The 17,908-nt window shown below is 41.7% G+C and carries 21 protein-coding genes; 5 read left to right on the plus strand and 16 right to left on the minus strand.

The window, feature by feature from the left end:
* Positions 1-52: 52 nt before the first annotated feature.
* From HZC34_01685 to HZC34_01695, 3 genes are read left to right on the plus strand one after another with little or no spacing between them, the layout of a single operon-like run.
* Positions 53-397 (plus strand): hypothetical protein, encoded by a 345-nt coding sequence (locus HZC34_01685; GenBank protein MBI5700541.1) that lies wholly within the window; start codon positions 53-55, stop codon positions 395-397.
* Positions 376-2,070, plus strand: coding sequence for an FAD-dependent oxidoreductase (locus tag HZC34_01690; protein ID MBI5700542.1), 1,695 nt, complete (start codon positions 376-378; stop codon positions 2,068-2,070). Before HZC34_01685 ends, HZC34_01690 begins: the two co-directional genes overlap by 22 nt.
* Positions 2,070-2,771: a succinate dehydrogenase iron-sulfur subunit gene (locus HZC34_01695; protein ID MBI5700543.1), complete on the plus strand. Its 702-nt coding sequence runs from the start codon at positions 2,070-2,072 to the stop codon at positions 2,769-2,771. Before HZC34_01690 ends, HZC34_01695 begins: the two co-directional genes overlap by 1 nt.
* Before the next feature lie 289 nt (positions 2,772-3,060).
* On the opposite strand, the gene HZC34_01700 is transcribed toward HZC34_01695, so the two are convergent.
* On the minus strand, positions 3,061-3,330 hold the full coding sequence (locus HZC34_01700; protein ID MBI5700544.1) for a hypothetical protein: 270 nt from the start codon (positions 3,328-3,330) through the stop codon (positions 3,061-3,063).
* A gap of 325 nt (positions 3,331-3,655) precedes the next feature.
* On the opposite strand from HZC34_01700, the gene HZC34_01705 reads away from it, so the two are divergent.
* A complete protein-coding gene (locus HZC34_01705; GenBank protein ID MBI5700545.1) occupies positions 3,656-4,750 on the plus strand; it encodes an AAA family ATPase in 1,095 nt (364 codons plus the stop codon).
* Here HZC34_01705 and HZC34_01710 read toward each other — a convergent pair.
* The 14 genes from HZC34_01710 to HZC34_01775 all read right to left on the minus strand — a co-directional run bounded on the left by HZC34_01710 (position 4,747) and on the right by HZC34_01775 (position 16,629).
* Entirely contained in the window at positions 4,747-5,550 is an 804-nt protein-coding gene (locus tag HZC34_01710; protein ID MBI5700546.1) for a polyprenyl synthetase family protein, read from the minus strand. The two genes, HZC34_01705 and HZC34_01710, sit on opposite strands and share 4 nt — an antisense overlap.
* Positions 5,543-5,791 (minus strand): ferredoxin, encoded by a 249-nt coding sequence (locus tag HZC34_01715; protein MBI5700547.1) that lies wholly within the window; start codon positions 5,789-5,791, stop codon positions 5,543-5,545. The genes HZC34_01710 and HZC34_01715 overlap by 8 nt, the downstream gene beginning before the upstream one ends.
* Position 5,792: 1 nt before the next feature.
* Positions 5,793-6,605, minus strand: a complete 813-nt coding sequence (gene moeB / locus HZC34_01720) for a molybdopterin-synthase adenylyltransferase MoeB (protein MBI5700548.1) — start codon at positions 6,603-6,605, stop codon at positions 5,793-5,795.
* Positions 6,602-6,883, minus strand: coding sequence for a MoaD/ThiS family protein (locus HZC34_01725; GenBank protein MBI5700549.1), 282 nt, complete (start codon positions 6,881-6,883; stop codon positions 6,602-6,604). Before HZC34_01725 ends, moeB begins: the two co-directional genes overlap by 4 nt.
* Positions 6,880-8,106 (minus strand): threonine synthase, encoded by a 1,227-nt coding sequence (locus HZC34_01730; GenBank protein MBI5700550.1) that lies wholly within the window; start codon positions 8,104-8,106, stop codon positions 6,880-6,882. Before HZC34_01730 ends, HZC34_01725 begins: the two co-directional genes overlap by 4 nt.
* A 3-nt stretch (positions 8,107-8,109) precedes the next feature.
* On the minus strand, positions 8,110-10,428 hold the full coding sequence (locus HZC34_01735) for a sulfurtransferase TusA family protein (GenBank protein MBI5700551.1): 2,319 nt from the start codon (positions 10,426-10,428) through the stop codon (positions 8,110-8,112).
* A gap of 10 nt (positions 10,429-10,438) precedes the next feature.
* Positions 10,439-11,572 (minus strand): cysteine synthase A, encoded by a 1,134-nt coding sequence (cysK, locus tag HZC34_01740; GenBank protein MBI5700552.1) that lies wholly within the window; start codon positions 11,570-11,572, stop codon positions 10,439-10,441.
* A 20-nt stretch (positions 11,573-11,592) separates the two neighbouring features.
* Positions 11,593-12,468, minus strand: coding sequence for a porphobilinogen synthase (gene hemB, locus HZC34_01745; protein ID MBI5700553.1), 876 nt, complete (start codon positions 12,466-12,468; stop codon positions 11,593-11,595).
* Between the two features lie 28 nt (positions 12,469-12,496).
* A complete protein-coding gene (locus HZC34_01750; GenBank protein MBI5700554.1) occupies positions 12,497-12,892 on the minus strand; it encodes a M67 family metallopeptidase in 396 nt (131 codons plus the stop codon).
* A gap of 5 nt (positions 12,893-12,897) precedes the next feature.
* Positions 12,898-13,860 (minus strand): inorganic phosphate transporter, encoded by a 963-nt coding sequence (locus tag HZC34_01755; GenBank protein MBI5700555.1) that lies wholly within the window; start codon positions 13,858-13,860, stop codon positions 12,898-12,900.
* The gene (locus tag HZC34_01760) at positions 13,860-14,576 is read right to left on the minus strand and encodes a phosphoadenylyl-sulfate reductase (GenBank protein MBI5700556.1); all 717 of its coding nucleotides are present in this window, start codon (positions 14,574-14,576) and stop codon (positions 13,860-13,862) included. The genes HZC34_01755 and HZC34_01760 overlap by 1 nt, the downstream gene beginning before the upstream one ends.
* A gap of 17 nt (positions 14,577-14,593) precedes the next feature.
* Positions 14,594-15,016: an Rrf2 family transcriptional regulator gene (locus HZC34_01765; GenBank protein MBI5700557.1), complete on the minus strand. Its 423-nt coding sequence runs from the start codon at positions 15,014-15,016 to the stop codon at positions 14,594-14,596.
* Between the two features lie 306 nt (positions 15,017-15,322).
* On the minus strand, positions 15,323-16,225 hold the full coding sequence (locus HZC34_01770) for a Fic family protein (protein MBI5700558.1): 903 nt from the start codon (positions 16,223-16,225) through the stop codon (positions 15,323-15,325).
* 83 nt (positions 16,226-16,308) lie between these two features.
* Entirely contained in the window at positions 16,309-16,629 is a 321-nt protein-coding gene (locus HZC34_01775) for a DsrE family protein (protein MBI5700559.1), read from the minus strand.
* 271 nt (positions 16,630-16,900) lie between these two features.
* Here HZC34_01775 and HZC34_01780 point away from each other — a divergent pair, with 271 nt between their 5' ends.
* Positions 16,901-17,344 (plus strand): hypothetical protein, encoded by a 444-nt coding sequence (locus tag HZC34_01780; protein ID MBI5700560.1) that lies wholly within the window; start codon positions 16,901-16,903, stop codon positions 17,342-17,344.
* Positions 17,345-17,506: 162 nt separating this feature from the next.
* On the opposite strand, the gene HZC34_01785 is transcribed toward HZC34_01780, so the two are convergent.
* Positions 17,507-17,908, minus strand: a 402-nt coding sequence (locus HZC34_01785) for a hypothetical protein (protein MBI5700561.1), incomplete at its 5' end; no start/stop codon positions are given.

The raw sequence follows: 17,908 nt of genomic DNA on the forward strand, positions 1-17,908 counted from the left end.
CATCTCCCCCTTGTTAAGGGGGAGAATGAGAGGGGGTGAGATAGAGGAGTTTATGGAAAAAAAAGCTTTCTGGTTATGGTTTCTTCAAAGAATTACAGCTGGATTGCTGTTTGTAATTCTTTTGCTCCATATATATTTCGTCCATTATAAGGACTTGGGCCAGCCAATTCTTTTTAATGGCATAGCGATCCACTTATCAAACCTGATATTCTTCATCGCCGACTCATCTCTCCTACTTCTTGGGCTTATCCATGGTTTAAATGGCCTTCGCATGGTATTGCTTGATTTCGAAACTGCCGACAAATATGAAAATTGGATCTCTTGGACATTGATTGTAGTCGGAATTATATTTTCGATGATAGGAGTTAAAGGATTATGGGCGTTCATCATCAAATAATAGTAGTAGGATCAGGATTATCCGGCCTTCGCGCGGCGCTTGAAGCCAAAAAGAATGGATTAGATGTCGCGATAATATCGCGCGTTCAGCCCGTCAGGTCGCACTCTATAGCGGCTCAAGGCGGCATTAATGCGGCACTTGGGAACGCATCGGAAGATTCAACCAATAGCCATGCTTTTGATACTGTGAAGGGTTCGGATTTCTTAGCGGATCAAGATGCAGTTGAAGTCATGACACAAGAAGCACCTGGGATTGTGTACGAAATGGAGCATTGGGGAACGCCATTTTCGAGAACAAAAGATGGAAAAATAGCTCAACGCCCATTCGGCGGCGCCGCATTCCCAAGAACATGCTACGCAACAGATATTACAGGCCACGCCCTACTCCACACAATGTGCGAAAGATCGGTTTATGAAGGGATCAAAGTTTATGAAGAATCTCTACTACTATCGGTCGTCAGATCTGACAATTCTGTTTGCGGAATAATTACTTTAAACATTAAAACAGGCGAGATCGAATCATTTTCGGCCGATTCGGTAATAATTGCGACCGGCGGGTACGGAAGAATTTACGGCAATTCAACAAACGCAATAATAAATACTGGTTCAGGAATGGCATTTCCGTACATGACAGCGAGCGTTCCGCTAAAAGACCTGGAATTTGTTCAATTCCATCCCACAACCCTTTATGGAACAAACATATTGATGACCGAAGGTGCTCGTGGCGAAGGTGGATACTTGAGAAACAAGAATGGTGACAGATTTATGAAAAACTATACGCCAAATGTGATGGAATTGGCCCCTCGCGATATCGTAGCGAGATCGATACAGACCGAGATCAATGAAGGCCGCGGATTTGATAATGCTTATGTCCATTTGGACCTAACTCACCTAGGCCGCGAGAAAATCGCCGAAAGATTGCCTGGCATAAGAGATATATGCATTTATTTTGCGGGGCTAGATCCTGTTGAAAAGCCAATCCCAATCCAACCCGGTCAGCATTATTCAATGGGCGGTATTGCATGCAACAAAGATTGTGAAACGGAAGTTTCGGGCCTTTACGCCGCGGGCGAGAGCGCCTGTGTTTCCGTACACGGCGGAAACAGATTAGGAGGTAATTCCCTTCTCGATACGATAGTTTTTGGAAAACGAGCCGGGCATTATGCCGCGATCTATCTAAAGAGCAAACCCAAGAAAGATTGTACAACAGCAATAGATGCGGAGCTAAAAAGAGTAAAAGCCAAAGTTAATGCACTCGAAAATTCCACGGGCAAAGAAAATCCAAGTAAGATCAGGTCGGAATTAAAAGCCATGATGGTTACGAACGCCGGGGTTTTCAGAGATAAAGCAAAGCTTGAAGCAGGGGTCGTTAAGATCAAGGAATTAAAAGAAAGATATAAGACAATTCATCTATTATCGAAATCAAAGAAATTCAACTTAGATCTATTGAGGAACTTAGAGCTTGAAGGAAAACTGGTTTTAGCTGAAGTTATTCTAAAAGGTGCGTTGATGCGTGAAGAAAGCCGCGGCTCGCATTTTAGGACAGACTTCCCGACTCGTGATGACGCCAAATTCTTAAAGCATACGATCGCCTATCATACGGAAGATGGCCCAAAACTTGAATATAGGGATGTAAATATTTCAAAATTCACTCCTGAAGCGAGGAAATACTAATGATCACATTTAAAATTGAAAGATTTGATCCTGATGTTGATCGAGAGCCTAGATTTCAGACTTACTCCGTTGCCGACAACAAAGAAATGTCGGTTCTCGAAGCACTTTTCTATATTTTGGAAAACCTGGACGGATCGCTATCATTTAGATACTCATGTAGAGGGGCTGTTTGCGGATCGTGCGCCATGCATATTAACGGACGGAACAGATTAGCCTGCCAAACGCTCATAAAAACCCTTAATTCAAAAACAATTACGGTCTCCCCGCTCCCACATCAAAAAATAATTAAAGATCTCGTGGTTGATATGGACAATTTCTTTGAGAAATACGAGAAGATCAAACCATATCTTATAAATCATTCGGTTGAGCCCGAGAAAGAAAGGCTTCAGTCCATAAAAGAAAGAGAAAAGATAGACGAGATGGTAAATTGCATCCTTTGCGGTGCATGTTATTCGGCCTGTACAATGTCAGCGCTCGACGGAAAGTTCTTAGGCCCTGCCGCATTAACTAAAGCTTATAGATTTTATGCAGATTCAAGGGATACCGCGAAAAAAGAAAGAGCGGAGATCGTTGATTCCGAACACGGAATATTTCGATGCCACACGCTATTTAATTGCAGTGAAGTTTGTCCTAAAAAGATCGTCCCGACATACTCTATCCAAAAATTAAAGGGCGCTGTGGCTAAAAAAAGATTATCTTAAGGATAATCAAGTCCAAGTTATACGTTTTTTAAATGCTTGCGAACGTCATCATGGCTGCCAACCAAGATAAATGAAGCAATATCTTTGTGAATCGAGAATAAAATCCTATCTTTCAAAGAAGACCTTATTTCCCATAAATGGCTACGCAACTGTTTTAACCCCAGCCCTTTATGGTTTATGCCTGAATCGTAAAGATTTATCAGCTCTTTGACGGCCTCATTGACACTTTTTTATTTTATTGCATCCAATTTCTTGAAGTGCCTTAAAAATGACGGCGTAGAATAAAATCTCATTTTTTCGATATTTTATTCAAATATTTAACAAAATCGTTTCCGCTTTTGAATATCTTGCCACGTTTTTCTTTGGATATTTTCTCAATCTTGTCTAATTCTTCTTTGGAATATCCTTCATCATCAAACCTTTTTGGCGTTAAAATAATATGATACCCGTCATCCGTAATTTCAACATGGCTACCGGCAAAGAGGCCGACATCCTTTGCGATCTTCTCGGGAATTGGCACAAATTTAATTTTATTTTTTTCTATAACCTTTTCTGTCATTGTTTATCCCTCCATATTTTCTTAAAGATATAATATCATAAAATTTGATAATTTGTCATGCCTAGCGAAGTATGCCCTAAGAAAATTGTCCCAACCTATTCGATCCAATATGTTTTTTAACCCTTGCCCCGAGCCTGTCGAAGGGCTACAATATATCATCGGCAGAAATTCAGAGGTGTTTTCATGGATAGAGAAAAAACTAAGCCACAAAAAATAATAAATGCTTTTTAAAAGCACATCCCCAGCAATAATAAAAAAGCCAAAAAAGAAGGGAAATTTCTTTCTTTAAATCAAAATTAAAACATTCTATAGCAGGCGAACATAAATGACACAAAAGAAAATATATATAGCGGCGACAAGACAAAACGACGGAAAGACGATCACATCGTTAGGATTGATGTCCGTTCTCAAGAAAAGAATTAAGAAAGTTGGTTACATAAAGCCCGTCGGCCAGCATTATCTTGTGATCGGCGGTAAGAAAGTCGACAAAGACGCGGTACTTATGAGCCAGGTTTATTCGCTAAAAGACAAGCTAACCGATATGAGCCCGGTTGCCGTCCCTCAAGGATTTACGGAAGACTATATCAATCACGGAAGAAAAGAAACCCTCATCAGAAAGATCAAAAAGTCATTCCATCAAATAGCCCAGGCAAATGATTTCGTATTGATCGAAGGCACCGGCCACGCAGGTGTTGGCGCCGTATTTGACATGTCAAACTCCGATGTAGCCTCACTCTTAAAATCAAAAGTAATAATTGTCTCAATTGGGGGCATTGGAAAACCAATTGACGAGATAATGCTCAATAAAGCAATGTTTGATGAGAAAGGCGTTGAAGTATTAGGCGTCATAATCAACAAGGTTCACGAAAAGAAATACGCAAAAATAAATAAATATGTAAGAGCCGGCCTTGCGCGTAAGAAAATAGAAGTATTGGGGGTTATTCCTTACAAAGAATCTCTTTCAAATCCCACCATGCAGCAGCTTTTGGAAGATCTTGACGGAAAGCTGTTAAGCGGAGAAGAAGGCCTAACCAACAATGTCCATCGAATGATAATTGGCGCAATGCCTCCGCACGAGGCTCTAAAATACTTTGGAAGAGGAACATTACTTATCACTCCCGGAAGCCGCGAAGATCTTATCTTAACGGCAGTATCCGGATCATTGGGCGAACAAGCCGGCGATTATGGAGTATCGGGCATAATATTAACAGGAAATGTTACCCCTCACCGGCATGTACTAAAACTAATCAACGACTTTGATATCCCGATCATCCAAGTAAAAGAAGATACTTTCACCGTGGCTTCATACATCCATGATCTTATAGTTAAGATCAGGCCAATGGATATTGAAAAAATAAAAGCAACTGACGATCTTATCGAAAAATACGTGGATATCAATCGGATCCTCGAGCAGATCTAGTTTGCTTGCCCTAGGACAAAACCCGAAAGCTTGATTAAACTTGACTTCGCGGCGCTTGATCTAATGCCGCTTAATTTGGATGCTGCTAAATTGCAATATTTTACAGCGACTTCCTTCCCGACGCGCGGCTCGTCCCCTGCCATATCAAGATAATCATCGATTATTTGAAATCCCATTCCCAAGTTATGCCCATATTGCTTTAGAGCTAAGATATTTTTACCTGATGAGCCTGAAAGGATCGCACCCGCTTCGCAGCAAGTCGCGAACAAGGAAGCGGTCTTTTCCTCAATGATTTTTAAATAATCATTAATTTTCATGATGGAATTCTGGGGCTTATGGAGCTGTTCAATCTCTCCTCGGCAGATAGTCCCTGCGTTTTTAAGCAAAAGCATTATGATAGGAACGGAATTGAGAGACGCAATTAATTCAAAAGCTTTAGAATAGAGGAAATCACCGAATAATATTGCCGCATCCCTGCCGTATTTTATATTAACTGATTTTTGGCTGCGCCTTTTTTCCGCTCTGTCGATAATATCATCATGGATTAATGTCGCAGTATGAATGAGCTCAATTGCGGCCGCTAGATCAATTACTTTTGGTTTAATAGATGATCCCAATCTCGCGGATAATAATACTAAAGCGGGGCGAAGCCTTTTCCCCGGTTTTTTTAGAATATAGTTTCCGATCTCGGCTACATACTTGTCGGCGTCGCGTGATAGTAGAGTATGAAGCCTTTTTTCAATTTGAAGAAGTTCTTTTTTTATAGGACCGTATATCTCGATTAGATTCGATTTATTCAATAATATCCCCAAAGATCGGTTCAACTATCACTCCGGCCTTGGACAAATATTTGATCCCTTGATCCAAGGCTTTTTCTTCACCAACGAGCTCTAGTACCATCTCACCGATCTTTTCGGTAACTCTAGCGCGGCGGATATTTGGCACGATATTGTATTTCATAGCCATATTAAATATCACCGGTTTTTTTATCTGATCTTGAGGGAAAGTCAGCTTGATCAATTTTTTTGATTTTTTTGCCATTTTATACGACCTCCTTTTTTAGACCACAGAACCATTCGTAATCGATCAACTTTGTAACAGTCGGATTCTCACCGCAAACAGGACACGTCTTATCCCTTGGAACTTTCACTTTTCTAAAACTCATCTCAAGAGAACTGAATATTATCATTTTGCCGATTAGCGGCTCGCCTATCCCTAAAATAAGCTTTAATGTTTCCGTAGCCTGAATAAGACCTATAACACCAGCCAAAGCTCCGAGCACTCCCGCTTCTTGGCATGATGGGACAGATCCTGGAGGCGGGGGTTCCGAGAACATACATCGATAACAAGGGCCTTCGTGCGGCTTAATGACCATCGCTTGGCCGTCAAACCTAAAGAAAGCTCCATGAACTAACGGCTTGTTTGTTAGAACACAGGCATCGTTTACCAAGTATCTGGTAGGAAAGTTATCGGTGCCATCAACAATGATATCGTAATCCTTGATGACATCCATTATATTTGCGGATGTAAGCCTCATGACAAGAGGGATAATTTTTATATCAGTGTTCATTTTAGAAAGCCTTGCAGCGGCAACGGTAGCTTTCTCTTTTCCGATATCGTCTGTCGTATATATTATTTGCCTGTGAAGATTATTCATCTCAACAACATCGGAATCAACTATTCCTAATGTGCCGACCCCTGCTCCTGCAAGATAGGCTGCGATTGGAGAACCCAGTCCCCCCGCACCCAATACCAAGACTTTGGAGGCTAAAAGTTTTTCTTGGCCTTTCCCGCCGATATGCGGCAATAAGATCTGCCTGCTATATCGCTCTATTTGATCTTCGGTTAAGCTCACTTGGATCCTCCGGCAATCGCTGGGATAATTGAGACTTCGTCATTTTCTTTAATTTCAGTCGCTTCACCCTGCAAAAATCTAATGTCCTCTTCGTTGACATAAATATTAATAAAACGCCTGACTTTCCCCGATTCGTCGCATATCCTGTCTTTTATTCCTGGAAATTTGGAATCAAGATCTGATAGCAATGTTTTTACATCGGCGCCTGCTGCCTCGACGATATCTTTCCCGTTGGTTACCTTCTGTAAAGGCTGTGGGATCCTTATTTTTACGCTCATAATTTAACTTCCTCCTCGAACGATTTTAATGTCGCCTTGATCTTTGTCGGTTTTCCAATGTGATTTTGTATCGCTTCCTGGGTTTTTAAGCCATTTCCGGTTATACAGATAACCATAGACTCATCTTTTGGAATAACACCCTGCTCAATAAGCTTCTTTGCGGTACCAACGGTCACGCCGCCTGCAGTTTCGGTAAATATTCCTTCAGTACAGGCAAGTAATTTTATAGCATCGACTATTTCTTCGTCAGTTACCGACTCTGCCCACCCGCCTGTTTCTTCGACAGTAGCTTTAGCATAATATCCATCGGCGGGATTGCCGATCGCCAATGATTTTGCGATAGTTTTTGGCTTAACAGGCTTCATGATCTCGGCTTTTTCTTTTATCATGTTAACGATAGGCGCACAACCTGTGGCTTGAGCCGCGTAAAATTTTGTTTTTGGCTTGTCGATCAAACCTATTTTGTGGAATTCTTTAAATGACTTATAGATCTTGGTTATAAGTGAACCGCCCGCGCACGGTGATATCAAATGCTGCGGCGTCTTCCATCCAAGCTGTTCCACTATCTCAAAACCCAGGGTCTTCGACCCTTCCGCATAATATGGGCGAATATTAATATTAACAAATGCCCATTTATATTTGCTGGCGATCTCGGAGCATAGCCTGTTAACTTCATCATAATTGCCTTCAACAGATATTAAATTAGGAGAATAAATAAGCGTCCCGACAACTTTTCCAAGTTCAAGATCATGTGGAATAAAGATGTAACTCTTAAGTCCCGATTTTGCCGCATGGGACGCGACGGAATTCGCAAGATTGCCCGTAGATGCGCAGGCAACAGTCTTAAACCCGAGTTCTTTTGCGCGGGATAATGCGACGGATACCACCCTATCTTTAAATGAAAGGGTTGGAGGACAAACCGAATCGTCTTTTAGGTAAAGTTCTTTAACCCCGAGTTTTTTGGCCAAATTATCGGCTCTAATTAAAGGAGTATAGCCCGAGTACAACCCATCGGTTGGTTTCCCGTCAATTGGAAGAAGCTCCCTGTACCTCCAAAGATTTTTTCCGCGGGTCTCTATTACCTCGCGGGACAAGTGTTTTTTGATCTTTTCGTAATCATAGGTGACTTCAAGAGATCCGAAGCAATATTCGCATACGAAAAGAGCTTCTTTTGGATATTCTCTTCCGCATTCCTTGCATTTAAGCCCAACCATAAAACTCATTCTTCAGACCTCCTTTTTGACTAATACTTCGAAGTAATTGTCCTTTTCTGTGATGCTTATAACGTCTTGTCCATCGTTCTTGAGGCTAGCGGGGACATTGATGATAGGCTCGCCTTGATCTAAGTATACCAAAATTTTGTCCCCTTTTTCCATAGTTTCTAGTCGGATCTTAACTTTTACGTAGTTTATCGGGCAAGCCACGCCTCTTAAGTCCATTAATACTTCATGGGATGCGACCTTTTTTTCCTCGGTTTTCTTGTCTTCGGCCTCTTTTTTTAATTCATGTCTAATTGGAAAATGAAAAGTCGGATCCATCGCCTTATATGCCGCCGACACCTCATCGAATAATTCTTGAACATATGCTTTCGCATCGGTTTGAGACACTTCTTCCTTGAGTATTGAGAAAGCAAACTCGATAATATTCTTGAATTTGTAGGCAACGATGCCCATTTCTACAAATTTTTCCTTAAACTGTGCCATGATCTCGCTTTCGACTATGGTATCAACACCCTTTGTCATAAGGAGGGCGCGCGCAGAATATATCAATGCCTTATAAAGGTCTTTTAAGGTAGCTTTTTCTAAAAATTCTTTCGCATCTTTAAGATCCGATTCAATAATATCGAGAACTCCGGCTCCACACTCGCCTTGAGAAATCCCGGTCAATGAGAATTCCTCGGTTTTGCCCCAATCAACATAGAAGTCTTTATTTTCTTCATAGGATGGGACAGCAATATAATCTTTGAGAAGTTCGCGGGCCAACCCCTTGCCTGTCTTTTCTAAATATTCATCAACATTAATATCGGCCGAAAGCGCAACTTCCATCTTCTTGAATAATGCTCTCAAGAATGCAGGAACATTTCTTCCGGGTATTAACCCTATTTCTTCGCCGAATTTCGTATTCGACGCCGCCTTATGGCCCCCAACCAATAAATTATAAAATGGGACCGGCCTGTTCCCCACTCTTTTGACCAATCCGTAAAAAGCGATCTTGCCCAATGGGACTTGGCCGCAGGAATTTGGGCATCCGTTGATCCTAACTTCAAGTTTCTTGAAAGCATAGCTTCCTACAAATTCTTTTTTGATCATTTCTTCAAGAGATTCCGAAAGTCCAGGAGAATTGCATACGCCCAAATTGCAGGTTAAAGCGCCTTTGCACGCAACAATGTCCAAAAGAGTTTCAGGATAAAGAAAATCCTTGAGGATCCCATTTATCTTTGTATACAACTTAAACAGGCCCCCATTTCTAACAAAACATATTAGAAGATTCTGTTTTTGAGTCGCCCTAAAATCAATATTTGGGAATTCTTTTGACAATGAACCTAAATTCTCGAGCTCTTGAGCCGAAAGATCTCCTCGATTGATCCTTAGCTCCACAATCGAATATCCTTTTTGCTTTTGAGGAAAAACATTATATTTTAAGAATTCTTTATAATTGGCATCGTCGTTTTGAGCGATGGAATCATTTATTTCTTCATATTTTGGCGCAACTATATCTCTTAAAACTATCTTTTTTTGAGCCTTTAGGTCTTTGAATTCTTCCCTGTAGAGCTTTTGGAATTCCGGATATCCGATCTTTTCGATCAAAAATCTTAAACGATTATAATGCCTATTTTTTGGATCGCCGTGTTTTAAGAAAACATTTCTGACAGCTTCAGCGCAATACGGCAAGTCCTCCGGTTTAATATGTTCTTCCAACAATTTACCCAATATTGACCTTGCCCCCATCCCACCTCCAACATATACTCTAAATCCACCCTTTTCGGCCAAGAAACCCATGTCATTGGTTATTACTCCGCCGCAATCTTTTGCGCATCCGGAGAATGTCAACTTAAATTTCCTCGGCATCTGAAAGGATTTTTCGTCTTGGATCAAATACTCTGTCAAAGCGACAGCATATTTCCTGGTATCCATTACTTCATCGGGACAAACGCCTGCTTTGGCACAGGACATAATATTTCTTACTGTATTCCCGCCGCCGCCGCGGGAGGAGAGATCGAAATCGGATAAGAACTCCATCAACTTAATAGTATCTTCTATCTTCACATTATGGATCTGGATATCCTGCCTAGTTGTAATATGCAGCTTGCCGCTGCCAAACTTTTGTGAAGCTTGAGCAAGCGCAATAAGCTGCTCACCTGAAACAATCCCTGCCGGGATCCTGATGCGAGTCATGTAAATTCCTCCTCCACGGTGGGAATAGATCCCCCATGGCACGCGAACGCCTTTAAAGCGGACCTGTGGAATTTTATTTTGCAGCAATTCATCGAGCGATTGCTTGTAATTTTTCATTCCATCTTTTATTTCTTTTGATAATTTGAACATTTTTATTCCTTTATGCGTTGAAATATTGTTCCATCGAAAAATATCGCTCTCCGGTATCCGGAAATATGGTTACGACGACCTTATTTGGCCCTAGATCTTTTGCAACTTTGATCGCGGCATATGCCGCGGCACCGGACGATATTCCAACAAGCAAACCTTCCTCACGAGCCAATCTTTTAGTCATCTTGAACGCGCAATCATCGGACACTGCTACACATTCATTTATTATGCCGCGGTTCAATATTTCAGGAATAAACCCGGCGCCTATTCCCTGTATCTTATGAGGCCCAGGCTGGCCGCCGGACAAAACATGCGATCCCTTAGGCTCTACCGCAACTATCTTGACCGAAGGATAACGCTGCTTTAATACTTCAGAAACTCCTGTTATTGTCCCGCCCGTGCCGACGGTAGCAACAAAAGCATGAATTTCGGAATTAATTACATCCAATATTTCTATTGCCGTTGTCTTTTTGTGGACTTCAGGGTTTGCCTTGCTCTTGAACTGCTGGGGCATAAAGCTGTGCGGAATTTTTTTTGATAGTTGTTCCGCTTTTTTTATAGATCCCTTCATGCCTTCGATCCCCGGCGTCAACACAACTTCGGCGCCGTATGATTTCAGGATATAGATGCGCTCTAAGCTCATAGTTTCGGGCATTGTTAAAATGCATTTATATCCTTTAACCGCGCAAACCATCGCGAGGCCTATTCCAGTGTTTCCGGACGTCGGCTCAATAACAGTATATCCCGGTTTTAAAAGCCCGGCTTTTTCCGCTTCCTCAAGCATTGAAAGGCATATCCTGTCTTTTAGGCTGCCACCAGGATTAAAGCTTTCGAGCTTGGCAAAAATTTGTGCAGACCCCGGCTCTGCGACCTTATTTATCCGAACGATCGGGGTCTGGCCTATGAGCTCTGTCACATCATTTGCGATCTTGTCCGAGAACGGGCACCCGCCACCCATGTAATAGACAAATTCGAGCTTATCATTTGCCTTGAGCTTTGTTTCTTTATACTTTGCCCTATCGATTATCTCTTCATTGAGTTCAACCGTTACAACTTCCGGCCTGATCTTTTTTGCTTCCAATAACTTGGATAACATCATCCCGTCTTCTATCGTTTCTTTTTTCCCGTTAATTACTATTTCCATCTCAACCCCCTTTTTTTTCCTCATCCGTGGTGGGTGAGGTATTTCCCGACTTCTTTTCCAAAATACGTTATTATCAGGTCCGCGCCGGCTCTTTTTATAGAAGTCAGCACTTCCATAACAAGTGAAAGATCTTCTCCTCCGCCATTCTTTAACATACTGTATTCGCCGCTAACATTGTATGCCGCAAGCGGAATTCTTACCTCTTTTTTTGCCTGAAAAATAATATCAAGATATGATAACGCAGGCTTGATCATAACGATCGCCGCACCTTCTTTGATCTCTTTGCGGATCGACTGCATGGCACCTTTTGTATCGGCTGTATTTAACTGATACCCCGTCCTGTCACCATATGCAGGGGCGCTGTTGGCTGCTTCCCTGAATGGACCGTAGAAATTAGACGCAAATTTTGCCGAATATGCCATTATTTCGACTTTTTTATATCCATTTTTATCAAGTGCTTGTCTTATGGCTTTTACTTGTCCCTTCATCATAGCCGAAGGCGAAACGACATCTGCCCCGGCGACTGCGTGCGACACCGCGATCTTAGCCAGCGCCTCTAGCGTTGCTTTATTATCAATCTTTCTTTTGGATTCCATTATCCTGCAATGACCATGAGTTGTATAAGCGCACAAACAAACATCGGTTATGACCGTTATGCTTTTAAATTCTTTTTTTATGGCTCGAATGGCGTTTTGGACAATTCCATTCTTATTGTAAGCATCACAGGCGTCTTCTGACTTACTTTTTGGAACACCAAATAACAGGACTTTGGTTACGCCATATTTTTTTATTTCCGCGATCTCTTTTAATAAATTTTCAACAGAATAACGGTTGATGCCGGGCATCGATTTGATCGCTTGCTTCTCGTTTTTACCTAGAACCACAAAATATGGCATAATAAGATCTTTGGATTTAACTTCAACTTTACTCAATTTCTATTTTCTCCTCGGTTATCTTTTCATCAACAATTCTAAAAGCCCGGACATTCGGCTTATTGGTCAAAGATACAATAATATAGTAAGAATCGGGATAATAAGCCAGAGCCACGTCCTTTGCCGATGGATACGCCTCGGAATGCGTATGCGAATGATATATTGCTACCATTTGCATCTGGATCTCGCGCATCTTTTTCATCACAGTCAATTGTTCTTTTGGATCCATAAAATAACAAAGGTCCGGAGTATCGGAGGTATTCGTCATTTTATAGATCTTATCAACGCGAGAATCTCTCCCGCCCAATAATCCGCAAACTTCAGCTAAAGGGTTTTTCTTCGCATGCCCTAATATTTCATCATAAACATTCTTTTTTATGGTTAACATTTACATCATACCTTAAAAACACTCAACAACAAAAATGAAATTATCCCTGAAACTATAGGGGCCACAAGCCAAACAATAAGAGTTTTGGGCCCGGATTTTCCGCCTGATGACATAACATGTTCATGCTTAATTGTCCCGATAGCAAAAATCGCCAATGTATTCAACTGTACAAGCGATTGGGGAAAGCCCATGAACGACGCGACTAAAAGCAAAGTTGCCGTCACAAAAGAAACGATCGTCGATGTTACAAGCCCTAACGGGACAATTTCTTTACCTAATGTATGCATCGTCTTGTCGCCGATCAGAAGTCCGCCTACCCCGAAAAGCGGGGCAACAAGGATCAGCCCCCAAAATGTCTGGATCAAATTGGCGCCAACCAAGGGGCCTACTGCATTAGCTACATTATTTGCACCGATTGCGAAAGCGACATAACAACTCGAGACCAAGGCCAGAATATGTATTCTTTTTTTCCATATGTGCGTCTTTTCGTAGAACCAAAAATTAGATGGCCGCGGCGGATATATTCTCCCGAAAAAATAATACGTAAGAAAAAACGCCGTTATCGGAAGCACAAGCCACATGCCGACCATATGGAAGGCTGTGACGAAATTTAGGTCTTTAAAATAGATGGCCGCGCCGAATAGTGGAAATACGGTAACCCAGCTTGTTGATTGCGGAACTTTAAGCATATTAGCTATAAACAAGCTTATTGCCGCGGAACCAAGGACTATAAGCGCCACTTCAAAAGTAAAAAGCTTATGGTCGATAAGCCCCGAACTCAAGGTTTTGCTCACTCGTCCGCCCAAAGCCAATGCTCCAAGGATCACAAAACCAGAAAACAATAAAACCGAATTCAGGTACGAAATAAGTTTCGCGCCATGGACTGCCGCAAATGAGGGGGCGATTCCCGACCCCCCCATATTTACGGCAAAAAAAATAACAATTAATACCAATAAGACAACAAGCACTATATACCGGCTCCTCCGATAAGCGGACGGGTGTGTATCCCGCATTCGCCTCCACATTTGCTGGTCCCGATCCATCTGCCTGCGCGTTCGTTCTCGTCGTTTGAAATGTGAGAGCAAGGCGCGCATCCAAGAGACCTATATCCCAATTTGTATAATGGGTTTACAGGAACTTCGTACAACGCAAGGTACTGCCAGATCTCGCGCTCTTTCCAAATGAGTATTGGATTAAGTTTGATAAGTCCCTTATCTCTTTCTTCAACTTCTTTAAAATCTGTCCTTGTTCTTCCTTCTGTGCATCTAAGACCTGTTACCCAGCAAGAAATTTTCATTTCTTTGACTGCTTGGCGAGTTGGTTCAACCTTTAGGATATCACAGCACTGGTCGGGTTTTGTTTTATAAAGTTCATGCTCGATCTTAACTTTATTGTCAAACACTCTCAATTCAGGATATCTTTTAACGGTTTCCCTCATGAATTTTTTTGTTTCTTTCGGTTTATATCTTGTTGTTACGATAAAACCTTTTATCTTTTTGTTGACCTTCTTAGCAAGATCCCAAACAGCAACAGAATCCTTGCCCAAACTATTAGCTACAACAAGACCGGAACTGTATTTTTTATATGCCTCTTCTATTAACGCAAGAGACCTGTCAACTTTTTCCTTGAAATTCAAGTTATCGACTAAATGCTTCAAATCATCTTTATTTTCTAGTAATCCCATTTTTATATTTCCTCCTATTAGATATGATACATGACCGACTTACGCAATTTATGGCTCTTATCGACCAAATCTTGTAGACTTACAGATTGAAGAACCTCAATCACATTTTCTTGGACTTTAGCCCAAACCTCCGACACCAAAACCGACTTAGAGCCCGCCTTATTTTGAGGCGCAACAGAAGTTGTGCCCTCGATAGCCTTAAAAATATCTTCAATGGATATCTTTCCTGGATCCTTCGCCAACATATATCCGCCATCTTTGCCCCTATTGCTCTTAACAAGGCCTGCATTTTTTAGGCTTAAGAGCAAATGCTCCAAAAACCTCTTGGGAATATCTTGTTCATCGGCTATCGCCTGTATGCTTACGGCTTCTTTTCCAAAATTCAAAGCTAATACAAAACCGGCTCTTACAGCATAATCACATTGGCTTGATATTCTCATGGATTTAAACTCCTTACTGCACAGAGCTCAAAAACCTGCGACTAAATCCCGATGTGGGAATCGGGACAAGCGTCGCGGTTTCCTCGCAATCCTCTTCATTTTTTAACCGCGAGCCGTGCCTGCCGGCAGGCAGGGTTAACTCGCTGGTTAAAAAATGGGAATTAGTTTCCTATATTTATATCGGCGGGTAATTTTGGAAATTTCACTCCGAACAAATATATTTTCATTGTCTATCGACTTAGTCGTTATTATAGCATATAATAAAAATACATGTCAAGGGAAAATCATTCGACTATTAAAAGGAGGTCAGGATCGCGCAGGTTTCGGCTTTTCTTGATCAACACCGATTTTCCAGACATTCTTTTCCAAAAAGGCCTCAATGGTTTGCCGAGTAGCTTTATTAATAAGATTGGAATGGGAGAGCTTATTGATTTTTGCATAGTCAGAGAGAGTTATAATTCTTTTGCTTTCCAAATAGGCCAGGCGTTTATGATAACTGTTAGCAAGCGCCCTCCCGACTATTTCCTCCATAACAACCGACTTTCCTTTCTCATCATGCTCCCTGAATGCCGCATAATATCTTTTTCGATCAATGAATTTAATATTTATGGGAACAAATCCTTCTCGTATTAACAAATAATTATTAATGACCCTGCCAATACGGCCATTGCCATCAACAAATGGGTGTATATATTCAAAGGAGAGGTGCAATCTGGCGATCCTTTTAATTATACCCTCATGGCTGGCGGCATTGTATTCAGCCATCATTTTTTCAAGACGCCCCACAACTTCTTTTGGATGCGGAGCAATATGATTCGCGACGCGCACAAACTCATTATTATTCCTAAATCTTCCGGCAACATCGTCACGGATATTGGAAATCAACATTTTGTGAAGTGATAAGATCACCTCTAAAGTAAGCTCTTGTTCCTTAGCTCTTTTGTCTATGTAAGACACCACTCGAGCCAGATTCTTTGCTTCAAATATTTCTCTTTCAGTGATAAACCTATCCAGGTCAATTTGCAGAAGTATTTTTTCGGTTTCTTCAAGAGTAAGCGTGCTGTTTTCGATGGCATTCGAATTATATACTTGCTCAGCCACCTCCGCTTCAGAGATAAGCCTGATAAGTGCATCCTTGCCGATAGCCGTTTTATAGTATCTCTCGCGGAGAGAATTCACCTTATTGAAAACATCGAGTGTTTTAGCCATATATTGTTACTAATTATACGCAATCTTCACGCTTTTGTCAACATAACAGTGAAAAATTGGCAGAATTACTGAATTTTCACGGTTTAGAATGTTACTACTTTATCGGCCCATTCGACCATTTTGACGCAATCGATCATTGTAGACATCGGACAAACTTCCGTCCCTTGCAAATTTCGGGATTTCAAGCAAGTTCCGCACGCAAGTATCGCTCCGCCCTCTTTCAAAAAGTTGTTCATCTGTTCATCCACGTTATACTTATCGTTCTTAAGCCCTTCGCACTCAACCGCCTCGCCCATAAGGAAAACTTTAACTTCATTCTTGTTCTTTTTTGCGGCCGTGGCAAAACGAAACGCGTTCCACGCTTTTTCAAATTCTTTAGTCTCCAAAATGATCCCGATCTTCATTTAAAAACACCTGCCTTTTTTTGAGCCAATTCATCATCGCATATATATAGAAGGGAGTCAAGATTGCGAATCAAGCCATGTAAAATCTAACCATAGAGGGTATCGATCCGTCATCTAAAAACCTAACCGAAAATGTGGAGGGGATAACAATGGCAAAGTTAGATTACAAGGCGGCAAGAATGAAATACGGGCAGTTAGAAGCGGCCTCCGAAATATCCTCTATCCATGTTCCGACAGGTTGAAGGCCATGCTCCCCATCTGGCTGCCTTATATGAAAAAGAATTTTTCGATCAATGATCAAATTGCGAAGCAGCTCCAACGCATTAGCCCTCGCCAGATGGAGCGACGGCTGCAAAAACTTAAAGTAAAAGTAAAAAGACGGATATATGGAGGAACAAAACCCGAAACTCTTCTTAAACATCAAATCCCGATCAAGACAGATCACTGGGATGTAAAAGAACCCGGATTCACAGAGATAGATACGGTCTCCCATTCCGGCAATTGCGCCAGCGGAGAATTCGCATATTCGGTCAACCAAACTGACATTCTAACCGGATGGGTTGAAACCCGCGCCGCCATCGTTGAAAAGGTGAAGCTTTTAGAAAAAATGAACCAACTCTTGGTAAAAAGCTCCCTCACTGAAGAAGACTCCAATAAATACGGCCGGATGATTAAAACCCGCCAATGGAAAAAGACTAAAACAATGCTTAAATAAATGGAATTAATTGTTGATGCTAACATTCTTGAGACTAGTTAGGAACCTGCGAGTGAACCCTGTCTGCCGGCAGGCACGGCTCGCGGTTCCTAAAATCTACGAGGAAACCGCGACGCTTGTCCCGATTCCCACATCGGGATTTAGTCGCTGGTTTCTGAGTTGCTAACCGGTCTCATACTGTTTACCCAAAGTTACGGTCGTGGAACTATTCAAATCCCAAGTTAAGCTGGCAATGTTTAGGATCCCTTGCCAGTTATTTGGCGCAAAATCGTGCTGAATGGTAAAGCGCAGGTTTGGCGCCAATTCTTCAGTCAGTTTCAATTTAGCGTTTTGCACATCCGACGTGCCGTTTGAAAGCGGCGTAGTTTCAGCGCACTGATAGCGCCCGATGACAAATCCGCCCAATTTAATAGCTTGCGCCTCAACGGTCAGTCCGAGGACGAAAATAACCGCGGCACAGAACATTAATACTCGGCTTATCGCCATGGTTCTAGAGAGAGAGAGAGAGAGAGAGAGAGAGAGAGAGAGAGAGAGAGAGAGAGAGAGCAGACAGAGAATCAGAAA

The sequence above is a fragment of the Candidatus Saganbacteria bacterium genome (genome assembly GCA_016223245.1).
Lineage (GTDB): Bacteria > Margulisbacteria > WOR-1 > XYC2-FULL-46-14 > XYC2-FULL-37-10 > JACRPL01.